The organism is Ruegeria sp. AA6 (assembly GCF_056542865.1).
On the sequence record NZ_JBQGAN010000015.1, the window covers coordinates 98,664 to 117,444 of the forward strand.

The window sequence follows — 18,781 nt, forward strand, 5'->3', positions numbered from 1 at the left end:
TCCTATCAAGCGAAGGTCGCGGCGTATTCGTCGATCGCTGCCTTGATCTTGTCGGACGCGTCACCTTTGATCTTCGGATCTTCGTCGGTGAGCCACTGTAGCAGGTCAGCGTGCTTGCCGCGCAGGTGCGCCAGCAGACCGGCCTCATAGCGGCCAACGTCGGACACTTCGATCTTGTCGAGGTAACCGTTGGTGCCCGCGAAGATGACGCAGACGATTTCCGCGTTGGTCAGCGGCGAGTACTGCGGCTGTTTCATCAGCTCGGTCAGACGCGCGCCACGGTTCAGCAGCTGCTGGGTTGCGGCATCGAGGTCGGAACCAAACTGCGCAAACGCAGCCATTTCGCGGTACTGAGCCAGTTCCAGTTTAACCGGACCAGCAACCGATTTCATTGCGTTGGTCTGAGCCGAAGAGCCCACACGCGAAACCGACAGACCGGTGTTCACAGCAGGACGGATACCCTGGTAGAAAAGTTCGGTTTCCAGGAAGATCTGACCGTCGGTGATCGAAATCACGTTGGTCGGAATAAAGGCCGAAACGTCACCACCCTGAGTTTCGATAACCGGCAGAGCGGTCAGCGAGCCTGCACCGAAGTCTTCGTTCAGCTTCGCCGAACGTTCCAGCAGACGGGAGTGGAGGTAGAAAACGTCACCCGGATACGCTTCACGTCCCGGCGGACGGCGCAGCAGCAGCGACATCTGACGATAAGAAACAGCCTGCTTCGACAGGTCATCATAGATGATCAGCGCGTGGCGGCCGTTGTCGCGGAAGTACTCGGCCATCGCGGTCGCGGCGTAAGGCGCCAGGAACTGCATCGGCGCCGGGTCGGACGCGGTCGCGGCCACAACGATCGAATATTCAATCGCGCCGGACTCTTCCAGTTTCTTCACCAGCTGGGCAACGGTCGAACGCTTCTGACCCACCGCAACGTAGACGCAGTAGAGTTTCTTCGACTCGTCGTCGCCTGCTGCGTCGTTGTAGGTTTTCTGGTTCAGGATGGTGTCCAAAGCGACGGCAGTTTTACCGGTCTGACGGTCACCAATGATCAGCTCACGCTGGCCACGGCCAATCGGGATCATCGCGTCAACCGATTTAAGGCCGGTTGCCATCGGCTCGTGCACCGATTTACGCGGGATGATGCCGGGGGCTTTGACGTCTGCAACGCCACGCTTCGACGCGTTAATCGGGCCCTTGCCGTCCAGCGGGTTGCCCAGACCGTCAACAACGCGGCCCAGCAGCTCGTCGCCGATCGGAACGTCCACGATCGAGTTGGTGCGCTTAACAGTGTCACCTTCTTTGATGTCACGGTCAGAACCGAAGATAACGACACCGACGTTGTCGCTTTCAAGGTTCAGGGCCATGCCCATGATGCCACCGGGGAATTCGACCATCTCACCCGCTTGCACGTTGTCCAGGCCGTATACACGGGCAATCCCGTCACCGACGCTCAGCACGCGGCCGATCTCGGCCACTTCGGCTTCCTGACCAAAATTCTTGATCTGGTCCTTCAGGATTGCAGAAATCTCTGCAGCTTGGATTCCCATTTATCCGACCTCTTTCATTGCATTCTGTAGGGAGTTCAGCTTCGAACGGATCGAGCTATCGATCATTTTCGAGCCCACTTTAACGACAAGACCGCCGATGAGGCTTTCATCCACGGTCGCATTGATTGTCACGGTCTTGCCCACACGCTCAGACAGCGTCTTGGACAGTTTATCCATTTGGGTTTTGGTCAACGCCTTGGCAGATGCGACATCGGCGGTCACTTCGCCACGCTCATCGGCCAGCATGTCGCGCAATACCTGAACAAGTTGCGGCACGACGAACAGGCGGCGTTTTTGCGCCATTAGACCCAGCGTGTTGCGCAGGATCGCGTGCAGACCCATCTTGTCAGCGACGGCGGTGATTGCGCCTTCTTGTTCCGCGCGGGAAACCAAAGGCGACGCAATCAGGTCGCGCAATTCGGCGCTTTCGCCCAATGCTGCTGACAGATCATTGATTCCGGTTTCCAGACCCGCAAGGTCATTATTCTCTTTCGCGATCTCGAAGATCGCCGTGGCATAGCGCTCGGCAATGCCCGTGGAAATCGAAGCTGGTTCGGACACGTCCACCCTTCCGATATTTGAGGCCCCGAGTTTGTGTAGCGGCCGCTACTTCGGGGCGTGAGGAAACCCCGTCCAGTTGGCCGGGGATCAAAATCACCGGGGATGTAGCAGAGGTGAACCAACCTAGCAATATATTATCACGGCAAGCACTTTATCCACAAAACGTTATTTTTCAAATAGTTAAGCCGGGTGCGACCCTTTTATCCGATTGGGGCACGAGAAAAATGTTACCAAAGTGTAGGTTTTTGCGATTCCTGTGACCTTTTTCCCGCAATTTCCGCAGTTTTCGCGTCTCATAACGCGACTGCCGCTTAAGCGGGTTTCAATAACCCATCCAGCGCCTTGATCGGACGGCGCTCAGCATCTTTGGTGACGCTGCCGCTGGGTGGCCGGATATGTTTGGTCGCCTCGACCATCAAAACCCCTCCTGCCATTACGGTTGGCACTCGCTGACCGGTTTTTTCGATAAGACTTCCCGACTTCAGCCAGAAACGGCGAAATGAAGGTGGCATATAGAGTGCCGAACAATGGCTTTCCGGGATGAAATGATGAGCCTTCAGCTGGCTCTCAAGCTGCGACGCGGAATACGGACGCCCAAAACCAAACGGTGTCTTGTCGGTACGTGACCATAGCCCGGCCCTGTTCGGCACAATGAAAACCGCGCGACCACCGGGGCCAAGAACCCGCCAACACTCATTCAGCAATTCGCTGGGGCGGCTTGAGGTTTCAAGCCCATGCATAACCACCAACTTGTCGACGTGACCGGTTTCGACTGGCCACAGCGTCTCTTCGGTCAGGACCGAAACATTAGGCATTCCGGCGGGCCATGGCATCACCCCCTGCGGGCCCGGCATCAGGCCAATCACGCGTCGCGCGTCTGCCAGATAGGGCCGCAACAGCGGCACTGCAAAGCCGAAGCCCACCACAGTCTGCCCTTTGGCCTCGGGCCACACTTCGGTAAGCCGCCCGCGTATAGCCGCCTGCGCCGCACGACCCAGAGTGCTGCGGTAGTAGAAATTCCTCAAATCCTGCACATCAAGATGCATTGCGGACACCCGGTCAATCGGCTTAGCTGGGCGCAGTCTAGCAACGAAAGGGCAAAAGGCCATGCCTCTTGAGATCGTCACCATCCCCTGCCTTAGCGACAACTACGCATTTCTGGCGCATGATGCCGTCAATGGCCAGACCGCGTTGGTCGACGCGCCCGAGGCTGGCCCGATATTAGCCGAGTTGGACGCGCGAGGCTGGAGCCTCAGCCATGTGTTGCTGACCCATCACCACTGGGATCACGTGGACGGTCTGGGTGCCATACTGGAACAGCAATCAGCCAAGGTCATTGGTGCAGCTGCCGACGCCTACCGCCTGCCCTCGCTGGATCAACAAGTGGCCGAGGGCGACTCGTTTGAAGTTGGCGGCGAGCCAGTGCAGGTGCTGGATGTGTCAGGCCACACGGTCGGGCACGTTGCTTACTATATGCCGGAAAGCGGCGCTGTGTTCACTGCCGACAGCCTGATGGCCCTTGGATGCGGGCGCCTGTTTGAAGGCACACCTCAGCAAATGTGGGCGTCGCTATCCAAACTGGCCGCCTTGCCTGACGAAACAATCGTCTGCTCTGGCCACGAATATACACAATCCAACGCCAAATTTGCTGTTACCGTCGACCCGGACAATGCCGCACTGCGGCAACGTATGGCCGAAATTGACACTGCCCGAGCCGCTGGACAACCCACCGTACCGTCGACTTTGGCGCTGGAAAAAGCAACAAATCCCTTTCTGCGCGCCACTGATCCGGCGATTCAGGCCCATTTGGGCATGGAAAATGCGGAACCGGTCGCGGTTTTTGCTGAAATCAGGGCTAGAAAAGATCGGTTCTAATGCCTATTTCGCTCTCTTCACGGCAACGGTCACGTTAAATGTGACTGTCAAGTGAAAGAAAACCCTTGAAGCCGGGCCACGATCAACCAAACTCTAATAGTATGAGGACATGGTTGGAGCGGGGCCGTATCAGCCCCCTTGCGACCCAAGACAGAGGAGCACCCGCGTGCCTTCATTCTCGAGCACATTAGAACAAGCCATTCACGCGGCCTTGGCGGCTGCGAATGAACGGCGCCATGAATTTGCAACGCTGGAGCATCTGCTGCTGGCGCTGCTTGAGGAACCTGATGCCATCCGCGTCATGAAAGCCTGCAGCGTCGATCTGGATGAGCTGCGCAGCACTCTGGTCGAATTCATTGATGAGGATTTGTCGAATCTGGTGACCGATATAGACGGGTCCGAGGCTGTACCAACAGCCGCCTTCCAGCGTGTCATTCAACGTGCCGCGATCCACGTCCAAAGCTCGGGCCGGACCGAAGTGACTGGCGCCAACGTACTTGTCGCCATCTTTGCCGAACGTGAAAGCAACGCGGCTTACTTCCTGCAGGAACAGGACATGACCCGCTATGACGCGGTGAACTTCATAGCGCACGGTGTAGCCAAAGACCCGGCATATGGTGAAAACCGCTCGGTGTCGGGCGCGGACCAGGTGGAAGAAGAAGCGCAGGCAACCGCAGGCGATGGCGAGCAAAAGGAAAGCGCGCTTGGTAAATACTGCATCGATCTGAACGCGAAATCGCGCGCAGGCGACGTTGATCCGCTGATTGGTCGCGCCGACGAGGTTGAACGCTGCATCCAAGTGCTGTGCCGTCGCCGCAAGAACAACCCGCTGCTGGTGGGTGATCCGGGTGTGGGCAAAACTGCAATTGCCGAGGGGCTAGCCCATAAGATCGTGGCCGGTGAAGCGCCCGATGTTCTGTCCAACACCACAATCTATTCACTGGACATGGGCGCGCTGCTTGCAGGCACCCGCTATCGTGGCGATTTCGAAGAACGCCTGAAAGCAGTGGTGACCGAGTTGGAAGAACACCCCGACGCGGTGCTGTTCATTGACGAGATTCACACCGTGATTGGTGCTGGTGCCACCTCGGGCGGCGCGATGGACGCGTCGAACCTGCTTAAGCCTGCTCTGCAGGGCGGCAAGCTGCGCACCATGGGCTCGACCACTTACAAAGAGTTCCGTCAGCATTTCGAAAAAGACCGCGCGCTGAGCCGCCGGTTCCAGAAGATCGACGTGAACGAACCTTCGGTCGAGGACAGCGTAAAAATCCTGCGCGGCCTGAAACCCTATTTCGAGAAGCATCACGAGATCAAATACACAGCGGATGCGATCAAAACCGCGGTGGAACTGTCGGCGCGGTATATCAATGACCGCAAATTGCCCGACAAGGCGATCGACGTGATTGATGAGGCCGGTGCCGCGCAACATCTGGTTGCGGAAAGCAAACGCCGCAAGACCATCGGCGTGAAAGAGATTGAGGCCGTGGTTGCCAAGATCGCCCGCATTCCGCCCAAGAACGTCACAAAGGACGATGCCGAGGTTCTGAAAGACCTCGAAGCCTCGCTGAAACGCGTAGTGTTCGGTCAGGATGAAGCGATTGAGGCGCTGTCCAGTGCGATCAAACTGGCACGTGCCGGTCTGCGTGAGCCTGAAAAGCCCATCGGCAACTATCTGTTCGCCGGCCCCACCGGTGTCGGTAAAACCGAAGTGGCGAAACAGCTGGCGGATACGCTGGGTGTGGAACTGCTGCGCTTCGACATGTCCGAATACATGGAGAAACATGCGGTTTCCCGTCTGATCGGTGCGCCTCCGGGCTATGTCGGCTTTGATCAGGGCGGTCTACTAACCGACGGCGTCGACCAGCATCCGCACTGCGTTCTGCTGCTGGACGAGATTGAAAAAGCGCACCCGGACGTGTTCAATATTCTGTTGCAGGTAATGGACCACGGCGAGTTGACTGATCACAACGGCCGCACTGTGAACTTCCGCAACGTGGTACTGATCATGACCTCAAACGCAGGTGCGCAGGAACAGGCCAAGGCCGCCATCGGCTTTGGCCGCGATCGCCGCGAAGGCGAAGACACAGCCGCGATCGAGCGTATGTTCACGCCGGAATTCCGCAACCGTCTGGACGCGGTGATTTCCTTCGCGCCACTGCCGAAAGAGGTCATCCTGCAGGTGGTCGAAAAGTTCGTGCTGCAGCTTGAGGCGCAGTTGTTGGATCGCAACGTGACCATCGACCTGACGCCGAAGGCTGCCGAATGGCTGGCCGACAAAGGTTATGACGACAAGATGGGCGCGCGTCCGCTGGGTCGGGTGATCCAGGAGCATATCAAAAAGCCGTTGGCCGAAGAGTTGCTGTTCGGCAAGCTTGCCAAAGGCGGGGTTGTGCGTGTGTCGGTCAAGAAAGGCGAGCTGGACCTTGAAATCCTCGGCCCGGATCAGCGCCGTATCCCGGGTGATAAACCACCTCTGCTGACCGCAGACTAAATGCGGTCTGGTCTGATATTTGCGATATCGCTCGCTGCCTCACCGGCAGCGAGCGATTTTCTTTTGCAGATACCCGTTGATTGCGACTTGGGTGAGACCTGTCACATCCAGAACTATGTCGACCACCAGCCGTCTGAGGCGGCAATGGATTTTCGGTGCGGTGACTTGGTGTACGACGGACACAAAGGCACAGATTTTGCGTTGCCGACCTTGGCTGAAATGGCAAAGGGCGTTGACGTCTTGGCCGCTGCCCCTGGGATTATTCGGGGCGTACGCGACGGAATGGTCGACCAGCGATACGACCCCGGAAATACGCCCTCGGTGTCTGGACGGGAATGCGGTAACGGCATGGTGATCGAACATGAAAATGGGTGGGAAACGCAATATTGCCACCTGCAACGTGGTTCTGTCACCGTTACGAAGGGCGATAGGGTTGAAGCTGGCGCAGTATTGGGAAAAATCGGGCTGAGCGGATTAACTCAGTTCCCCCACCTGCATTTATCCGTACGCAAGGATGGCGAGGTTGTTGACCCATTCGTACCCGACGGCGAGCTGGATTGCCAACCATCAACGAATACCCTGTGGCAGACCCCCCCCGACTATGTCCCGGGCGGGATAGTTTCGCTGGGATTTGCAGATGGTATTCCTGACTATGACGCGGTACTGGCCGGGACCGCTGCGCGTGACAGCTTGCCAGGGGAAGCGCCAGCACTGGTTCTGTATGGCCATGCATTTGGCAGCCAAGCTGGCGATATTCTTCGGCTCGAGGTTGTTGGGCCGCAAGGAAATGTATTCGACCACGATGTCGAACTGGAAAAAACACAGGCGCAGGTCTATCGCGCGACCGGGCTGCGATTGAAGCAGCCGAGTTGGCCAACGGGTGCTTACACTGGCACAGTGTCAATGATCCGGGACGGGCGCGTAATCAGCCGCGAATCCACGATGGTTGAACTGCAATAACTGCTATCTTTCGGTCAGTTTCAATTCGATCCTACGGTTCTGGGCACGGGCTTCGGGCGTGTCGGCCGGGTCAACCGGCTGGAATTCTCCAAAGCCGTTGGCCGCCAGCCGGTTCGGTGGAATGCCCAGCCCTTCAACCATGTAGCGCACAACCGACAACGCCCTGCCTTGGCTAAGCTCCCAATTGTCGCGATACCGCCCTGACCCGGCCAAAGGCACGTTGTCCGTGTGGCCATCCACCCGGATCACCCAATTGAGCCCCTCTGGGATCTCCGCCGCAACGCCACGCAAGATATTGGCCACTTTCGCCACCTCCTGCCGACCGATCGGCGACAAAACCGCGGATCCTGTATCAAACAAAACCTCAGATGAAAAAACGAACCGATCGCCTTCAATCCTCACGCCCTCCTCATCCCCCAGCACGTCACGCAAGCGGCCGAAGAACTCGGACCGGTATCGCTGCAGATCCTCGGCCTGGGCCGCAAGGTTTTCTGCCTGCGCGGCCAGTTCTTCAGCCTCTGCTTCAAGGCGGACACGTTCGGCTTCTTCCAACAATCGACGTCGACGTTCTTCCGAGGCGGCTCGGGCTAACGCGGCATTCAGGTCCTGGCCCAAGGTCTGGATACGGATATCGGCGGCGGCGTTTCGCTCTTCATAGTCGTCCAAAAGGGCCTGCAAACCGCCCAATTGTTCGCGCAATGCTGTCATTTGCTGATTTAGCAAAGCGGTTTCGCGCTGCGCCTTTTCAGAAATGACCTGTTCAGCCGACAACGTGTCACGCGCCACAGCCAGCAGAGCTGCACGCTGTTCGGCCAGAGAGCGTTGTTCCTGAGCTTCAGCCTGTGCCTCTGTCCGCGCTGCAAGCGCCGCCTCAAGCTGGGCCTTCAGGTCTTCTGCGTTTAGCTCACCGAATTGACGCTCAAGCTCCGCCTTGGCGGACTGCGCAGCTGCCAGGAGAGTCAACGTTTCCTCAGCTTCTTTACGCTGCGCCTCAAGAGCCAGTGTCATTGCCGTTAGTTCGGCATCGGCATTCTGCAACCGATTGCGCAGGTTTTCCGCAGCGGCAGCTTCGGCCAGTTTCGCGGCCTCTTCTGCACTTAACTGCTCTTCCAGTTCGGAAATCCGAGTGGCCTGCGTTGCGTCGCTTTGTTCCAGATCAGCGACCAACGCCTCTAGCGCTTCACGTTGGGCCGCAGCCAACCGGGCCGCTTCGGTCTGTTCGTCGATCTCGGCCCGGCTTTGTGCCAAAGCCAGATTTAATGCGTCCTGTTCGCCTTGCAGCTCGGCGATTTCACCTTGCGCCTGCTCCTGTTCCAACAGCAGAGCGGCAACTTGCGCCTCAAAATCGGTCAGCTGCCCCTGCGCCTGCTCCAACTCTGTTTCGACCTGGTTCAGGGTAGAATTCAGCACACCTAGCCGCGCTTGCAGTCGGCTGTTCTCCCGCTCCTCCAATCCAAGCGCTCCGGCCAGTGCAGCGACTTCGTCAGACAGAGCGGTCAGCTCATCCTCTTGCCCGGAAATGGTTTCCCGCAACACGTATTGAACCACCATGAAGATGGTCAATACGAAGGTCAGCACCATCAACAGCCCGGTAATAGCATCCACGAATCCGGGCCAGACAGACCCCTGGAAACGCTGACCTGTGCGTCGGGAAAGGGCCATAAGTTACTCTCCTTCCGGAGCGGTACGTACGGCGCCTCGGGGCAATGTCAGGGCTTTGACAAGCAATTCTATGTCCTTGCGCAGCTCGCTCATGCTCTCCTGTCGACCAGCCGAGATTTCTTCGAGAATGCGTAGCAACTGCACGTCCATTGAACGCAGGCGCATGCGGCTTTCCGCATCAATCCCCTCACCAGAGCCCTGATCGCGCATGTGATCCAAAAGGGCGTCCTGACCAAGTGCAACCCGCTCCAAGGCTGCGGTTACGCCGTCAGTGTTCTGTTGCCGCTGGTTCATCTCGCCAATCGAGTCCGCCAACTGGCCCAGACGGGATGATACCGCTGCGCGATCCGCCTCTTGTGCAGCAAACAAATCCTGCAATGCGTTCATTTGCTCGGACATGGCATCCAGAACCGGCGTCAAAACAGCCAGCTCAGCGCCACCTTCGTCACTGGCTGCAAAGCCAACGCGGGTGATCGAGGATAACCATTCCTCAAGCTCGCGGTAAAACCTGTTTTGACCATGGCCTGCAAACACCTCCAGCAAGCCAACGATCAGTGATCCGGCCAGACCCAAAAGCGATGATCCAAACGCCACGCCCATGCCTTGCAATTGCGATTCCAGCCCGACCATGAGGCGATTGAACACGGCCATCCCCTCTTCGCCCTCTTGCGGGTTGAGGCTGCGGATGGTGTCGACGATGGCTGGGACTGTCGTGGCAAGCCCAAAGAACGTGCCCAAAAGCCCCAAATAGATCAGTACGTTGGTGATGTATCGGGTTATCTCACGCTCTTCCTCGATCCGCTCGGCGACCGAGTCCAGAATAGACCGGGTGGACGTCGAACTGATCTGAGAGCGCGCGCCCCGTTCACGCAGAAGCGAAGCCAGCGGCGCAAGCAATTGCGGAGTACGCGCATCCTCGCGAACTACGCCGCCGACAAAACCCTCGATCCAGCGGACTGAACCGATCAGCTGAGTCACCTGATAGAAACAGGCGAAAACACCGATCACAAAGACCATCAGGATAAAGCCGTTGAGGTAAGGGTTGGCGTAGAAAACCGGCAAAACATAGGGCAGCGCCAAAAAGATGCCCAGCCCCGCCAAACCAATCGCGACCAGCATCGTAACGATCTGACGAATGGGTTGCGAGAAATGCGGTCTCGCGCCCTGATGTGCCTGCGCCATGCGCGTGGCTCCCGATTTTTGCCTGCTCTGTGACGAATCTAGCGAAATAACACCGTTGACGCCAAGGGTTTATGCGGTGATGGTCCGCACCCGTTGCGCCAACCACTCAAGATCGGAGTCACGCAGATCGATCTCGGCCAGATGTTCGGCGGTGTTATAGAGGTATTCGGTGTTCGGCCCCCGCCCCCCAACGGCATGCGCAATGATCTGGGCCTGCTCCTCAAGCGGCATGCCGCCGCAATATTGCACGTGGTCGGCATCAATCACATAGGTGACCGCATTGACGACCTCACCATTGTCCAAATGCACATCCAGCATCTTTTCCAGATAGGCCGAAGAGACCAATTCACGCTCGCGCAGCTCGTGCAGGGTACGGTCTTCATGACCGGGCTCAACAGCCAGGGCCAACCCTTTACAGTGGGCATCGTCCTGTTCATCCAGCGCCAGCACCAGACCTGGGTGGTCTTCGGTACCGCGGTGGTGGATCGAGCTCATGCAGAAAGATCGGGCGTATCCATGCAAAGTAGCACGTTCGCTGCGGGCTACCGGAAAACCCGGATTCCACAGCAACGATCCATATCCGAAAACCCACATCGTCATAGCACTGGTCCTTGCCCGTTTGGGCCTATAAACATCAAATCCGAGGTGGGAAAAAGGGCGAACTGCCATGCGCGGTCTGATACGAGTAGTCATTTTCTTGGTTGTGATCTGGAGTGCCTATTGGTTCGTCGCAGGCTTTGGGCTGCACAATGCGATCACCGCCTGGTTCGATGCACAGCAGAACAGGGGTTGGCAGGCCGAATTTTCGGAAACGGAAACTGCTGGGTATCCCTTCCACCACGTGACACGCCTGAACAGCCCGGCCCTTGCAGATCCCGTCAACGGCACCGCCTGGAGCGCCGATTGGATCGAGTTTCAAAGCCCAGCGATCTGGCCTGGCCGTCAGATACTGCGTTTTGCTGATACTCCACAGCGGCTGTCGTATTTCGATCAAACGTCAACCGTAACGGCCAGCGACCTGCAAGCCGAGTTGCAACTGCAACCGGGCGTAGCATTGGTACTGGAAAAAATGGCGCTGACGTCTGGCCCCTGGTCAGTCATGGATAACACAGAAGCATTAGCCGGCGGCGACACGCTGGCCCTTGTTATGGAGCAGGCCGCCACACCAGAATCATACCTGATCAGCGCCAAAGTGGACAGTTTCACCCCGGGTGACAATCTGCGCAAGCTGATGCGCTCGGCCACGACCCTGCCACAAGCCTTTGAGACGCTGGAACTGGACATGACGGCCACCTTTGACAAAGCATGGGACCGGTCAGCCTTGGAGGAAAGCAGACCTCAGCCAGTTCAGATTGATCTGCGGCTGGCCGAGATGAAATGGGGCGCATTGCGGCTGTTCGCCACTGGAGAGCTTGACGTAGACCCACAAGGTATTCCAACCGGTGAGATCGCGATCAAGGCCGAAAACTGGCGGGACATGATCGCCATGGCCAACGCAGCAGGCGCCCTGCCCGATCAGGCGGTCGATACCGTGACACGGGCGCTGAACTTCATGGCTGGGCTGGGCGGCAACCCGAATGCGCTGGATTTACAGCTGAACTTCAGGGATGGGTTTGTGGCACTCGGCCCAGTGCCGCTTGGCCCCGCGCCGCGCCTGATCTTACGTTAGCGGCAATACGGTCCACGCCGGTGACGCGCTGTGTCCAGATGGAAATGATCCCTATGGTACCGGTCTGCATTTGGCCCCAATACCGTGCCGAACGGACCGCAGGCTCCGCGCCAAACCTTGGTCAGTTGACGCTTTGACGGGTTTTTGCGCCAGCCGTTCAGGACCGTCACAACCTCTCCATCCGCCATTTTGAAACCCGAAATGTCAATCGCCCGGCCCTTGCCGTGTTCCGAAATCTTCGCCCCTTTGCGGTTATTCCGGGTCCGGCAGGCGTAGTGCGCGGCGACTTTAAGCTCAACCACAGGGCCGCGCCGCTTGAAGGTGGGTTTAACCGTTTTGTCGACCCATTTGTTCAGCGCGATCGCCGTGCCGCAATCCATCGTCGACGGACGGCTGAGCGTCACTCCGGAAACCGATGTCACCTGCACTGCGTCCGTGATTCCACAGGCTTTGATTCTGCCCGGCACGTTCCCTACGGCTTTACCTTGTATGTCGATCTCACCGCAGACCGAGCCCTTACGCAGCTTGCGCTTCTTGAACAGTGCTTCCTGTTCCAGCGCCTTAGGCCGCAGAAAAGGCATCAGCGAGGTATCCGGTCCCAATAGTGGCAAATCTGAAGGGCGCGCAGCAAACGCCATCACTTGAGGCGAAACAGGGCGCAATTCTGGGCGAATTTCAGCATTGGGCACAGGTGTGGCAATCGCCAACACAGGTGCCGCCGAGGGGCGGGCAATCGGAACCAGCGACTTTTCCAGAGGGGCCGCGGTGATCTGAGTGGCGCTGACGGCCACGCACCCAACCACTATTGCCCTCCAGATGCGTTTCATGGGTTCGATTTCCCTCGTCCAAAATTAGGCGCATCCGTATCTTGGCCAGCGTCGATGATTCCACGCCGGATTGCGCGAGTACGAGTGAAATAGTCGAAAAGGTGTTCTCCGTCACCTGTGCGGATCGCTCGCTGCAGGGCAAAAAGCTCCTCGGTAAAGCGGCCCAGAATTTCCAGCGTTGCATCCTTGTTGGTCAGGAAAACGTCGCGCCACATGGTTGGGTCTGAGGCTGCGATCCGCGTGAAATCCCGGAAACCGGCGGCTGAATACTTGATCACCTCAGTATCGGTCACCCGGCGCAGGTCATCGGCCACCCCGACCATTGTGTAGGCGATCAGGTGAGGTGCATGGGATGTTACGGCCAGAACCAGATCGTGGTGGTCCGCATCCATCTCATCGACGTTTGCACCCATGCCTTCCCACAACGCACGCAGGCGGGCGATGGCATCAGGATCCGAGCCTTCGACGGGCACCAACAAGCTCCAACGATTGTCGAACAGTTCGGCAAACCCGGATTCGGGGCCGGAATGCTCGGTTCCAGCCAGCGGGTGCGCCGGGATGAAATGCACACCTTCGGGAATATGGGGCGCGACCGCCTGAATCACATGCCGCTTGACCGAACCCACATCTGTCACTGTCGCACCCGGCTTCAGGACCGGCGCGATAACCGCAGCGACCGGACCCATCGCGCCGACAGGAACGCAGAGCACCACTAGATCGGCGCCTTCTACGGCCTCTTGCGCGGTGTCGCAAACGCGGTCGCACAAACCAATCCGGCGGGCGGTATCCCGGGTCGCCTCGGACCGAGCATAACCGGTGACCTCACCCGCAAGGCCCGAGCGCTTGATGGCCCAGAACATGGACGACGCGATCAGACCCAGCCCGATCAGCGCAATGCGGTCGTAAACCTGGCTCATGCGGCACCTCCCTTGAACGCGGTGATGGCCGCGACGACGCGGCGGCACGCTTCTTCATCACCCACGGTGATCCGCAATGCGTTGGGCAGGTTATAGCCCGCCACACGGCGCACGATCAGACCTTGGGTCTTGAGGTAATCGTCGCAGGCCTCTGCCTCGGCCTGATCGGTAAACCGGGCGAGGATGAAATTGGTGCAGGACGCATCCGACGGAACACCGATCTTTTCCAACTCTGCCGACAACCACACCCGCAGGCGGGCGTTTTCGGCCTGACAGAAGGTCAGGAATTCCACATCCTTCACCGCCGCCTCAGCCGCCGCCAAAGCGGTCAGCGACAGGTTGAACGGCTGGCGCACGCGGTTCAGCACGTCGATGATCGACTGCGCGGCATAGCCCCACCCGACCCGCATGCCGCCCAGACCGTACACTTTCGAAAATGTCCGGGTCATGATCACATTCTCGAAGCGGTCCACCAGCGACGCGCCGCCGTCGAACCCGTCGACAAATTCGGCATAAGCCCCGTCGATCACCATCAGGCAAGTCTGCGGCAGCGCCTCGGCGAGCCGCACCAGGTCCGCTTCGGGGATCATGGTCGAGGTCGGGTTGCCCGGGTTGGTCACAAACACGATACGGGTCTGGCCGGTCACAGCGGCCAGAATGTTATCAACGTCCACATGACGGTCACACTCGGGCACCATCACAGGCGTCGCACCGGCCATGCGGGCGATGATCGGGTACATCGAAAAGCCGTGCTCGGTATAGACAACCTCATCCCCCGGTCCCGCATAAGCCTGAGCGATGAATTGCAGCACTTCGTCACTGCCCACACCGCAGATGATCCGCGCCGGGTCCAGATCGTGCCGTTCAGCAATTGCAGCACGCAGGGGGGCATGGTCGGTGCTGGGATAACGATGCAAGGTCGCGGCACTGTCGCGCACCGCCTCAATCGCCTTGGGGCTGGGGCCAAACGGGTTCTCGTTCGAGCTGAGCTTGATCACATGCTCGACCCCGGCCACGTGCGACTGGCCGCCCTGATAGAGCGCGATGTCCATAATGCCGGGTTGAGGGGTGATCTTGTTCATAAGAGGCTCCGTTGATTGGAGCCTCTCATACCTGTCTCAACGGGTTGAGAAAAGCGGCAATTCCATCACGCCGCCTTGAAGCGGGCGGTCGCCGGGTCGGCACTGTAACAGGGCGCAAATTCCTCGGTCCGGCGGGACAGGTCATTAACGCTGTCGATGATGAACTGAACCGTCTCTTCGCTCATCAGGTACGAGAAGTTCAGACGCACCCAACCGGGTTTCTTCATCTCTTCCCCGGCGGACAAGGCCGCGTGCAGTTCATCCGACGTTTCCCGGTCGATCCCCAACAACCGATGCGCATACGGCCCCGCACAGGCACAGCCGCCACGCGCCTGAATGCCGTAGATGTCGCTCAGCATCCGGGTGAACAGTTGCTGATGCACTGGCTGACCCGAGTTGTCGCGTACGAGGAATGAATAGATCGGCAAGCGATGTGGATTATCTGTGCCAAGCAATGTCAGGTTCGGGTTGTCGCCCCACCCCTCCAACGCCATGCGATTGTACTGCGCCTCACGGCGGGCAATCTCATCGGTGCCGACCACATCCTTGACGATGAAGGCCAGCGCCGCGCGGATGTCACCAATCACATTCGGCGTTCCGGCCTCTTCCCGCGTGGCCAGATCCTCGCTGTAGTCATGCCGCCAGGGCGAGACGAAGCTGACCGTACCACCACCCGGCCAGCTGGGGCATGTGCGTTTCACGGCGTGTTCGTTGACGATCAAAACGCCCGACGCGCCCGGCCCGCCCGGAAACTTGTGCGGAGAAACAACGATGGCGTCCTTGCGCGCATCCTCCGGCCCCATATCCATCGGCAGATACGGCCCGCCGCCCGCATAATCCCACACCGAAATCGCCCCATGCGCCTTGAGCAACCGGGTGATCGGGTCCGGGTCGGTGATGATCCCGGTCACGTTGGATGCCACCGAAAACGCCCCGATGATCAGATCAGCCGCCGCATGGTCAACCAAAGTCCGCTGCAACGCGGACAGATCAACACCACCCTCAGCGGCTTCGGGGACCTCAATCACCCGAGCCTTGCTTTCCCGCCACGGCAGAATGTTCGAGTGATGCTCATACGGCCCGATCAAAACAACCGGCCGGTCAGCCGCATCCACACCCAACAAGCTGACCAGCCGGTTCAAACCCGCAGTGGCACCAGACCCTGTGAAGATCACCGCGTCCTCTCCCTTCGCGCCAACGATGCGGGCAATTTCTGCGCGCGCCTCGCGGCGCAACCGAGTCATGTATGAACCGCAATAGGAGGCCTCGGTATGGCTGTTGGCATAGAAGGGCAGCACCTGTTCGGTGACAAATTCCTCGACCTGCCGCAGCGCACGGCCCGAAGCGACGTAATCCGCGTAAACTAGCGGCACGTCCCCATGCAGACCCGGGATCAGTACGTTTTCTCCGATCAGCCCGTCGCGCAGACTTGAATTGCGAGTGGTGGACAGGATGTCTGCGCGAAATTTGGACAGGGTCATGGCATAATCTCCGTATTGCCCTACCAATGTGATTGAACTTAGTTGGAAAAACTTCACCTTTCTTTCGATAGTTTTCTTAATTTTTGTGTCATATGATCAGTTATGGCAGAAAACTTAGATCAAATTGACAAACGTATCCTACGAGAACTGCAAACCGACGCTACTCTTTCACAGCGCGAGTTGGCGGATCGCGTTGGATTATCACAGAATGCCTGCTGGCGCCGCCTGAAGGCATTGAATGAAAATGGGGTCATCATCGGCTCAACCGCCCGGATCGCGCGCGAGAAACTGGGGCTGAGCCTTGTGGTCTTTGTTATGCTGCGAACCCGGCACCATTCGGCCGAGTGGTTGCAGGCCTTTCGCAGTCATGTTCTGACTATCCCCGAGGTGGTGGATTTCCACCGGATCGGTGGCGATTATGACTATCAGCTGAAGGTCGTGACCGAGGATATGGCCTCGTACGACAAGGTCTATCAGCGCCTGATCGAAAAGGTCGAATTGGACAGCGTTACCTCGTATTTCGCGATGGAGGCCATCGCCGAAGGCCGCCCGCTGCCGATCTGATCCGCCTCTTCATCTGGCCAAAAATATCTCGGGGGAATCGCGGCCTGCCGCGATTGGGGGCAGAGCCCCCTCAAACAAAAAAGACCGCGCTAAAAGCGCGGCCCTTATTCCTTCGAATTCGGCGAAGATTAGTTCTTCGCGTAGAATTCGACGACCAGGTTCGGCTCCATCATGACCGGGTAAGGCACATCGCTCAGGCCCGGTGCGCGAACGAAAGTCGCGGTCATTTTCGAGTGGTCAGCGTCGATGTAGTCAGGCACATCACGCTCGGCCAGCGCAACAGCTTCCAGAACAACAGCCAGTTGCTTGGACTTTTCACGAACCTCGATAACGTCGCCTTCTTTGACGCGGTAGCTGGGGATGTTGACCCGCTTGCCGTTCACTTTGACGTGGCCGTGGTTCACGAACTGACGCGCAGCAAAGACGGTCGGAACGAATTTGGCGCGGTAAACAACGGCGTCCAGGCGGCGCTCCAGCAGACCGATCAGGTTTTCACCAGTGTCGCCTTTGACACGCTCGGCTTCAGCGTAGATGCGGCGGAACTGCTTCTCGGTCAGGTCGCCGTAGTAGCCTTTCAGCTTCTGCTTGGCGCGCAGCTGCAGACCGAAGTCCGACAGTTTGCCCTTGCGGCGCTGACCGTGCTGGCCGGGACCGTATTCACGACGGTTGATCGGGGACTTCGGACGACCCCAGATGTTTTCGCCCATCCGGCGGTCGATTTTGTACTTGGCAGACGTGCGTTTGGTCACGGCTGATCTCCTTCGTTTAGGTCGAGGCCCAAAGGGCCACTATGAAGGGCGTTGTCCTCTTGAGGTTTCCCCCATGACAGGCATCCCCTTGCGGGGGCCACCAACACCAATGAAGCCGCGCTTATATCTGCGAAACCGGCGGAGTCAACACATCAACGGCTCTGCCTAGAAGTTTCCGACAAAAGTTAAGGAAAAGCCTATCCGTCAGTCGGTCCCTTGCCCGGCTGAGGCAGCCCGCAGTTGGTCCTGCTCTCCCAACTCCAAAATTGGTTGGGAAGGAAACGCGACAACCGTGTCGCCCATTCCAGCCAGTTCGCCGCCTTGAGCTTCGACTTCAGTGTATTCACTGACCCAAAATTCCTGATCTCGCGTTGGGATATCACCTTCAAAAACCAGAACGGGGGCAAATTCACCCACGGCTTGGAACAAACTTGCTGTGAACGTTTGTGCACCATTAGTCAACACAAACACACCGCTCGCGGTTTCTGGGACAATCTGATCTTGCGTGTGGTGACGAAAATCCGAGGCTGCGCTAAATGGACGTCCTGCCCATTCCGTCGCATGTTCGGCTGTTCCGACCAGAAAACGCACTTGCCCGCGCCAGGACCAGCTTGCTCCGACGCGCAGAAAGGACAGAGGCGCTGCCTCCAATCCGTCAATTTCTGTTTGTCCCCACTGTATGGCTACTCGACCGCTTTTGCCGGCTCTCATTGTACCGCCTGTACTTTCTACTCACCACTGCTCGCTAACACCGTCTTATCAACGTAAAATAAGGCCGAAAAGAGACGTTAATACAGCATTAACAAAAATGTTGCCCGAGGGATTCACTTGTTACACCCAGACGGGAAATGCCCCCGCCAGACTAAACTATTTGGTGTCAGATCTGTTCCGTTGGGCATAAATAACCCATAATCGGCAGCCGCCAAAATCTAAAACATTGATTGTTATAGATATTTAGTATCACGCTTGATTGTGCCGCGGCCACTTCGCCCATCTTGACAACTCATTGTCGCCCACTAAAAAATTTGGGTAACAAAAAAGCCGCCCCGAAGGGCGGCCGTTACTTCAGCTTTTTGTTCTTCTAGAATTCTGAGGTTCTGTAGAGCTCCACTCCCGCCGCTTTGGGTTGTCAACGGCGGTGAGAAAGTCTGCCATTGGGCGGAGCAAAAGTCGTCCACTGTTTGGGTTACCGGCGCCTTGGCAAACGCGCTCCCAAA

The 18,781-nt window shown here is 58.0% G+C and carries 18 protein-coding genes; 5 read left to right on the forward strand and 13 right to left on the reverse strand.

All coding sequences use genetic code 11. The features are described 5' to 3' along the window. Positions 1-5: 5 nt before the first annotated feature. From atpA to ACR0LN_RS16865, 3 genes are all read right to left on the reverse strand, one after another. Entirely contained in the window at positions 6-1,544 is a 1,539-nt protein-coding gene (gene atpA / locus ACR0LN_RS16855; RefSeq protein WP_480431260.1) for a F0F1 ATP synthase subunit alpha, read from the reverse strand. Then, entirely contained in the window at positions 1,545-2,105 is a 561-nt protein-coding gene (locus ACR0LN_RS16860) for a F0F1 ATP synthase subunit delta (protein WP_480431262.1), read from the reverse strand. It abuts the gene before it with no gap. 311 nt (positions 2,106-2,416) lie between these two features. After that, positions 2,417-3,151, reverse strand: a complete 735-nt coding sequence (locus ACR0LN_RS16865; RefSeq protein ID WP_480431264.1) for a methyltransferase domain-containing protein — start codon at positions 3,149-3,151, stop codon at positions 2,417-2,419. Between the two features lie 61 nt (positions 3,152-3,212). Here ACR0LN_RS16865 and gloB point away from each other — a divergent pair, with 61 nt between their 5' ends. The 3 genes from gloB (at position 3,213) to ACR0LN_RS16880 (ending at position 7,431) form a co-directional block, all read left to right on the forward strand. Continuing rightward, the gene (gene gloB / locus ACR0LN_RS16870; protein ID WP_480431266.1) at positions 3,213-3,980 is read left to right on the forward strand and encodes a hydroxyacylglutathione hydrolase; all 768 of its coding nucleotides are present in this window, start codon (positions 3,213-3,215) and stop codon (positions 3,978-3,980) included. 166 nt (positions 3,981-4,146) lie between these two features. Continuing rightward, positions 4,147-6,471: an ATP-dependent Clp protease ATP-binding subunit ClpA gene (gene clpA, locus ACR0LN_RS16875; RefSeq protein ID WP_480431268.1), complete on the forward strand. Its 2,325-nt coding sequence runs from the start codon at positions 4,147-4,149 to the stop codon at positions 6,469-6,471. Between the two features lie 144 nt (positions 6,472-6,615). Continuing rightward, the gene (locus ACR0LN_RS16880) at positions 6,616-7,431 is read left to right on the forward strand and encodes a M23 family metallopeptidase (protein WP_480431270.1); all 816 of its coding nucleotides are present in this window, start codon (positions 6,616-6,618) and stop codon (positions 7,429-7,431) included. A gap of 3 nt (positions 7,432-7,434) precedes the next feature. On the opposite strand, the gene ACR0LN_RS16885 is transcribed toward ACR0LN_RS16880, so the two are convergent. From ACR0LN_RS16885 to ACR0LN_RS16895, 3 genes are all read right to left on the reverse strand, one after another. Then, the gene (locus ACR0LN_RS16885; RefSeq protein WP_480431272.1) at positions 7,435-9,093 is read right to left on the reverse strand and encodes a peptidoglycan -binding protein; all 1,659 of its coding nucleotides are present in this window, start codon (positions 9,091-9,093) and stop codon (positions 7,435-7,437) included. 3 nt (positions 9,094-9,096) lie between these two features. Then, positions 9,097-10,275, reverse strand: a complete 1,179-nt coding sequence (locus tag ACR0LN_RS16890) for a biopolymer transporter ExbB (protein ID WP_480431274.1) — start codon at positions 10,273-10,275, stop codon at positions 9,097-9,099. A 69-nt stretch (positions 10,276-10,344) separates the two neighbouring features. Continuing rightward, entirely contained in the window at positions 10,345-10,875 is a 531-nt protein-coding gene (locus ACR0LN_RS16895; protein WP_480431276.1) for a gamma-glutamylcyclotransferase, read from the reverse strand. A gap of 67 nt (positions 10,876-10,942) precedes the next feature. Here ACR0LN_RS16895 and ACR0LN_RS16900 point away from each other — a divergent pair, with 67 nt between their 5' ends. Next, complete coding sequence (locus tag ACR0LN_RS16900; protein ID WP_480431278.1) at positions 10,943-11,944, forward strand: DUF2125 domain-containing protein; 1,002 nt, start codon at positions 10,943-10,945, stop codon at positions 11,942-11,944. On the opposite strand, the gene ACR0LN_RS16905 is transcribed toward ACR0LN_RS16900, so the two are convergent. From ACR0LN_RS16905 to ACR0LN_RS16920, 4 genes are all read right to left on the reverse strand, one after another. Then, entirely contained in the window at positions 11,941-12,771 is an 831-nt protein-coding gene (locus ACR0LN_RS16905) for an extensin-like domain-containing protein (protein WP_480431280.1), read from the reverse strand. The two genes, ACR0LN_RS16900 and ACR0LN_RS16905, sit on opposite strands and share 4 nt — an antisense overlap. After that, a complete protein-coding gene (locus ACR0LN_RS16910) occupies positions 12,768-13,688 on the reverse strand; it encodes a prephenate/arogenate dehydrogenase family protein (RefSeq protein WP_480431283.1) in 921 nt (306 codons plus the stop codon). Before ACR0LN_RS16910 ends, ACR0LN_RS16905 begins: the two co-directional genes overlap by 4 nt. Further along, positions 13,685-14,770, reverse strand: coding sequence for a histidinol-phosphate transaminase (gene hisC / locus ACR0LN_RS16915; protein ID WP_480431285.1), 1,086 nt, complete (start codon positions 14,768-14,770; stop codon positions 13,685-13,687). Before hisC ends, ACR0LN_RS16910 begins: the two co-directional genes overlap by 4 nt. A gap of 65 nt (positions 14,771-14,835) precedes the next feature. Continuing rightward, positions 14,836-16,251 carry an aminotransferase class V-fold PLP-dependent enzyme gene (locus ACR0LN_RS16920; protein WP_480431287.1) on the reverse strand — a complete coding sequence of 472 codons (1,416 nt, stop codon included), beginning with the start codon at positions 16,249-16,251 and terminating at the stop codon, positions 14,836-14,838. A gap of 102 nt (positions 16,252-16,353) precedes the next feature. Here ACR0LN_RS16920 and ACR0LN_RS16925 point away from each other — a divergent pair, with 102 nt between their 5' ends. Further along, entirely contained in the window at positions 16,354-16,815 is a 462-nt protein-coding gene (locus tag ACR0LN_RS16925; RefSeq protein ID WP_480431289.1) for an Lrp/AsnC family transcriptional regulator, read from the forward strand. Between the two features lie 128 nt (positions 16,816-16,943). On the opposite strand, the gene rpsD is transcribed toward ACR0LN_RS16925, so the two are convergent. The 3 genes from rpsD to ACR0LN_RS16940 form a co-directional block, all read right to left on the reverse strand. Continuing rightward, entirely contained in the window at positions 16,944-17,564 is a 621-nt protein-coding gene (gene rpsD / locus ACR0LN_RS16930; RefSeq protein WP_480431291.1) for a 30S ribosomal protein S4, read from the reverse strand. A gap of 204 nt (positions 17,565-17,768) precedes the next feature. Continuing rightward, entirely contained in the window at positions 17,769-18,275 is a 507-nt protein-coding gene (locus ACR0LN_RS16935; protein ID WP_480431292.1) for a hypothetical protein, read from the reverse strand. 305 nt (positions 18,276-18,580) lie between these two features. Beyond that, positions 18,581-18,781: hypothetical protein (locus ACR0LN_RS16940; RefSeq protein WP_480431294.1), on the reverse strand; the 201-nt coding region annotated here is incomplete at its 5' end.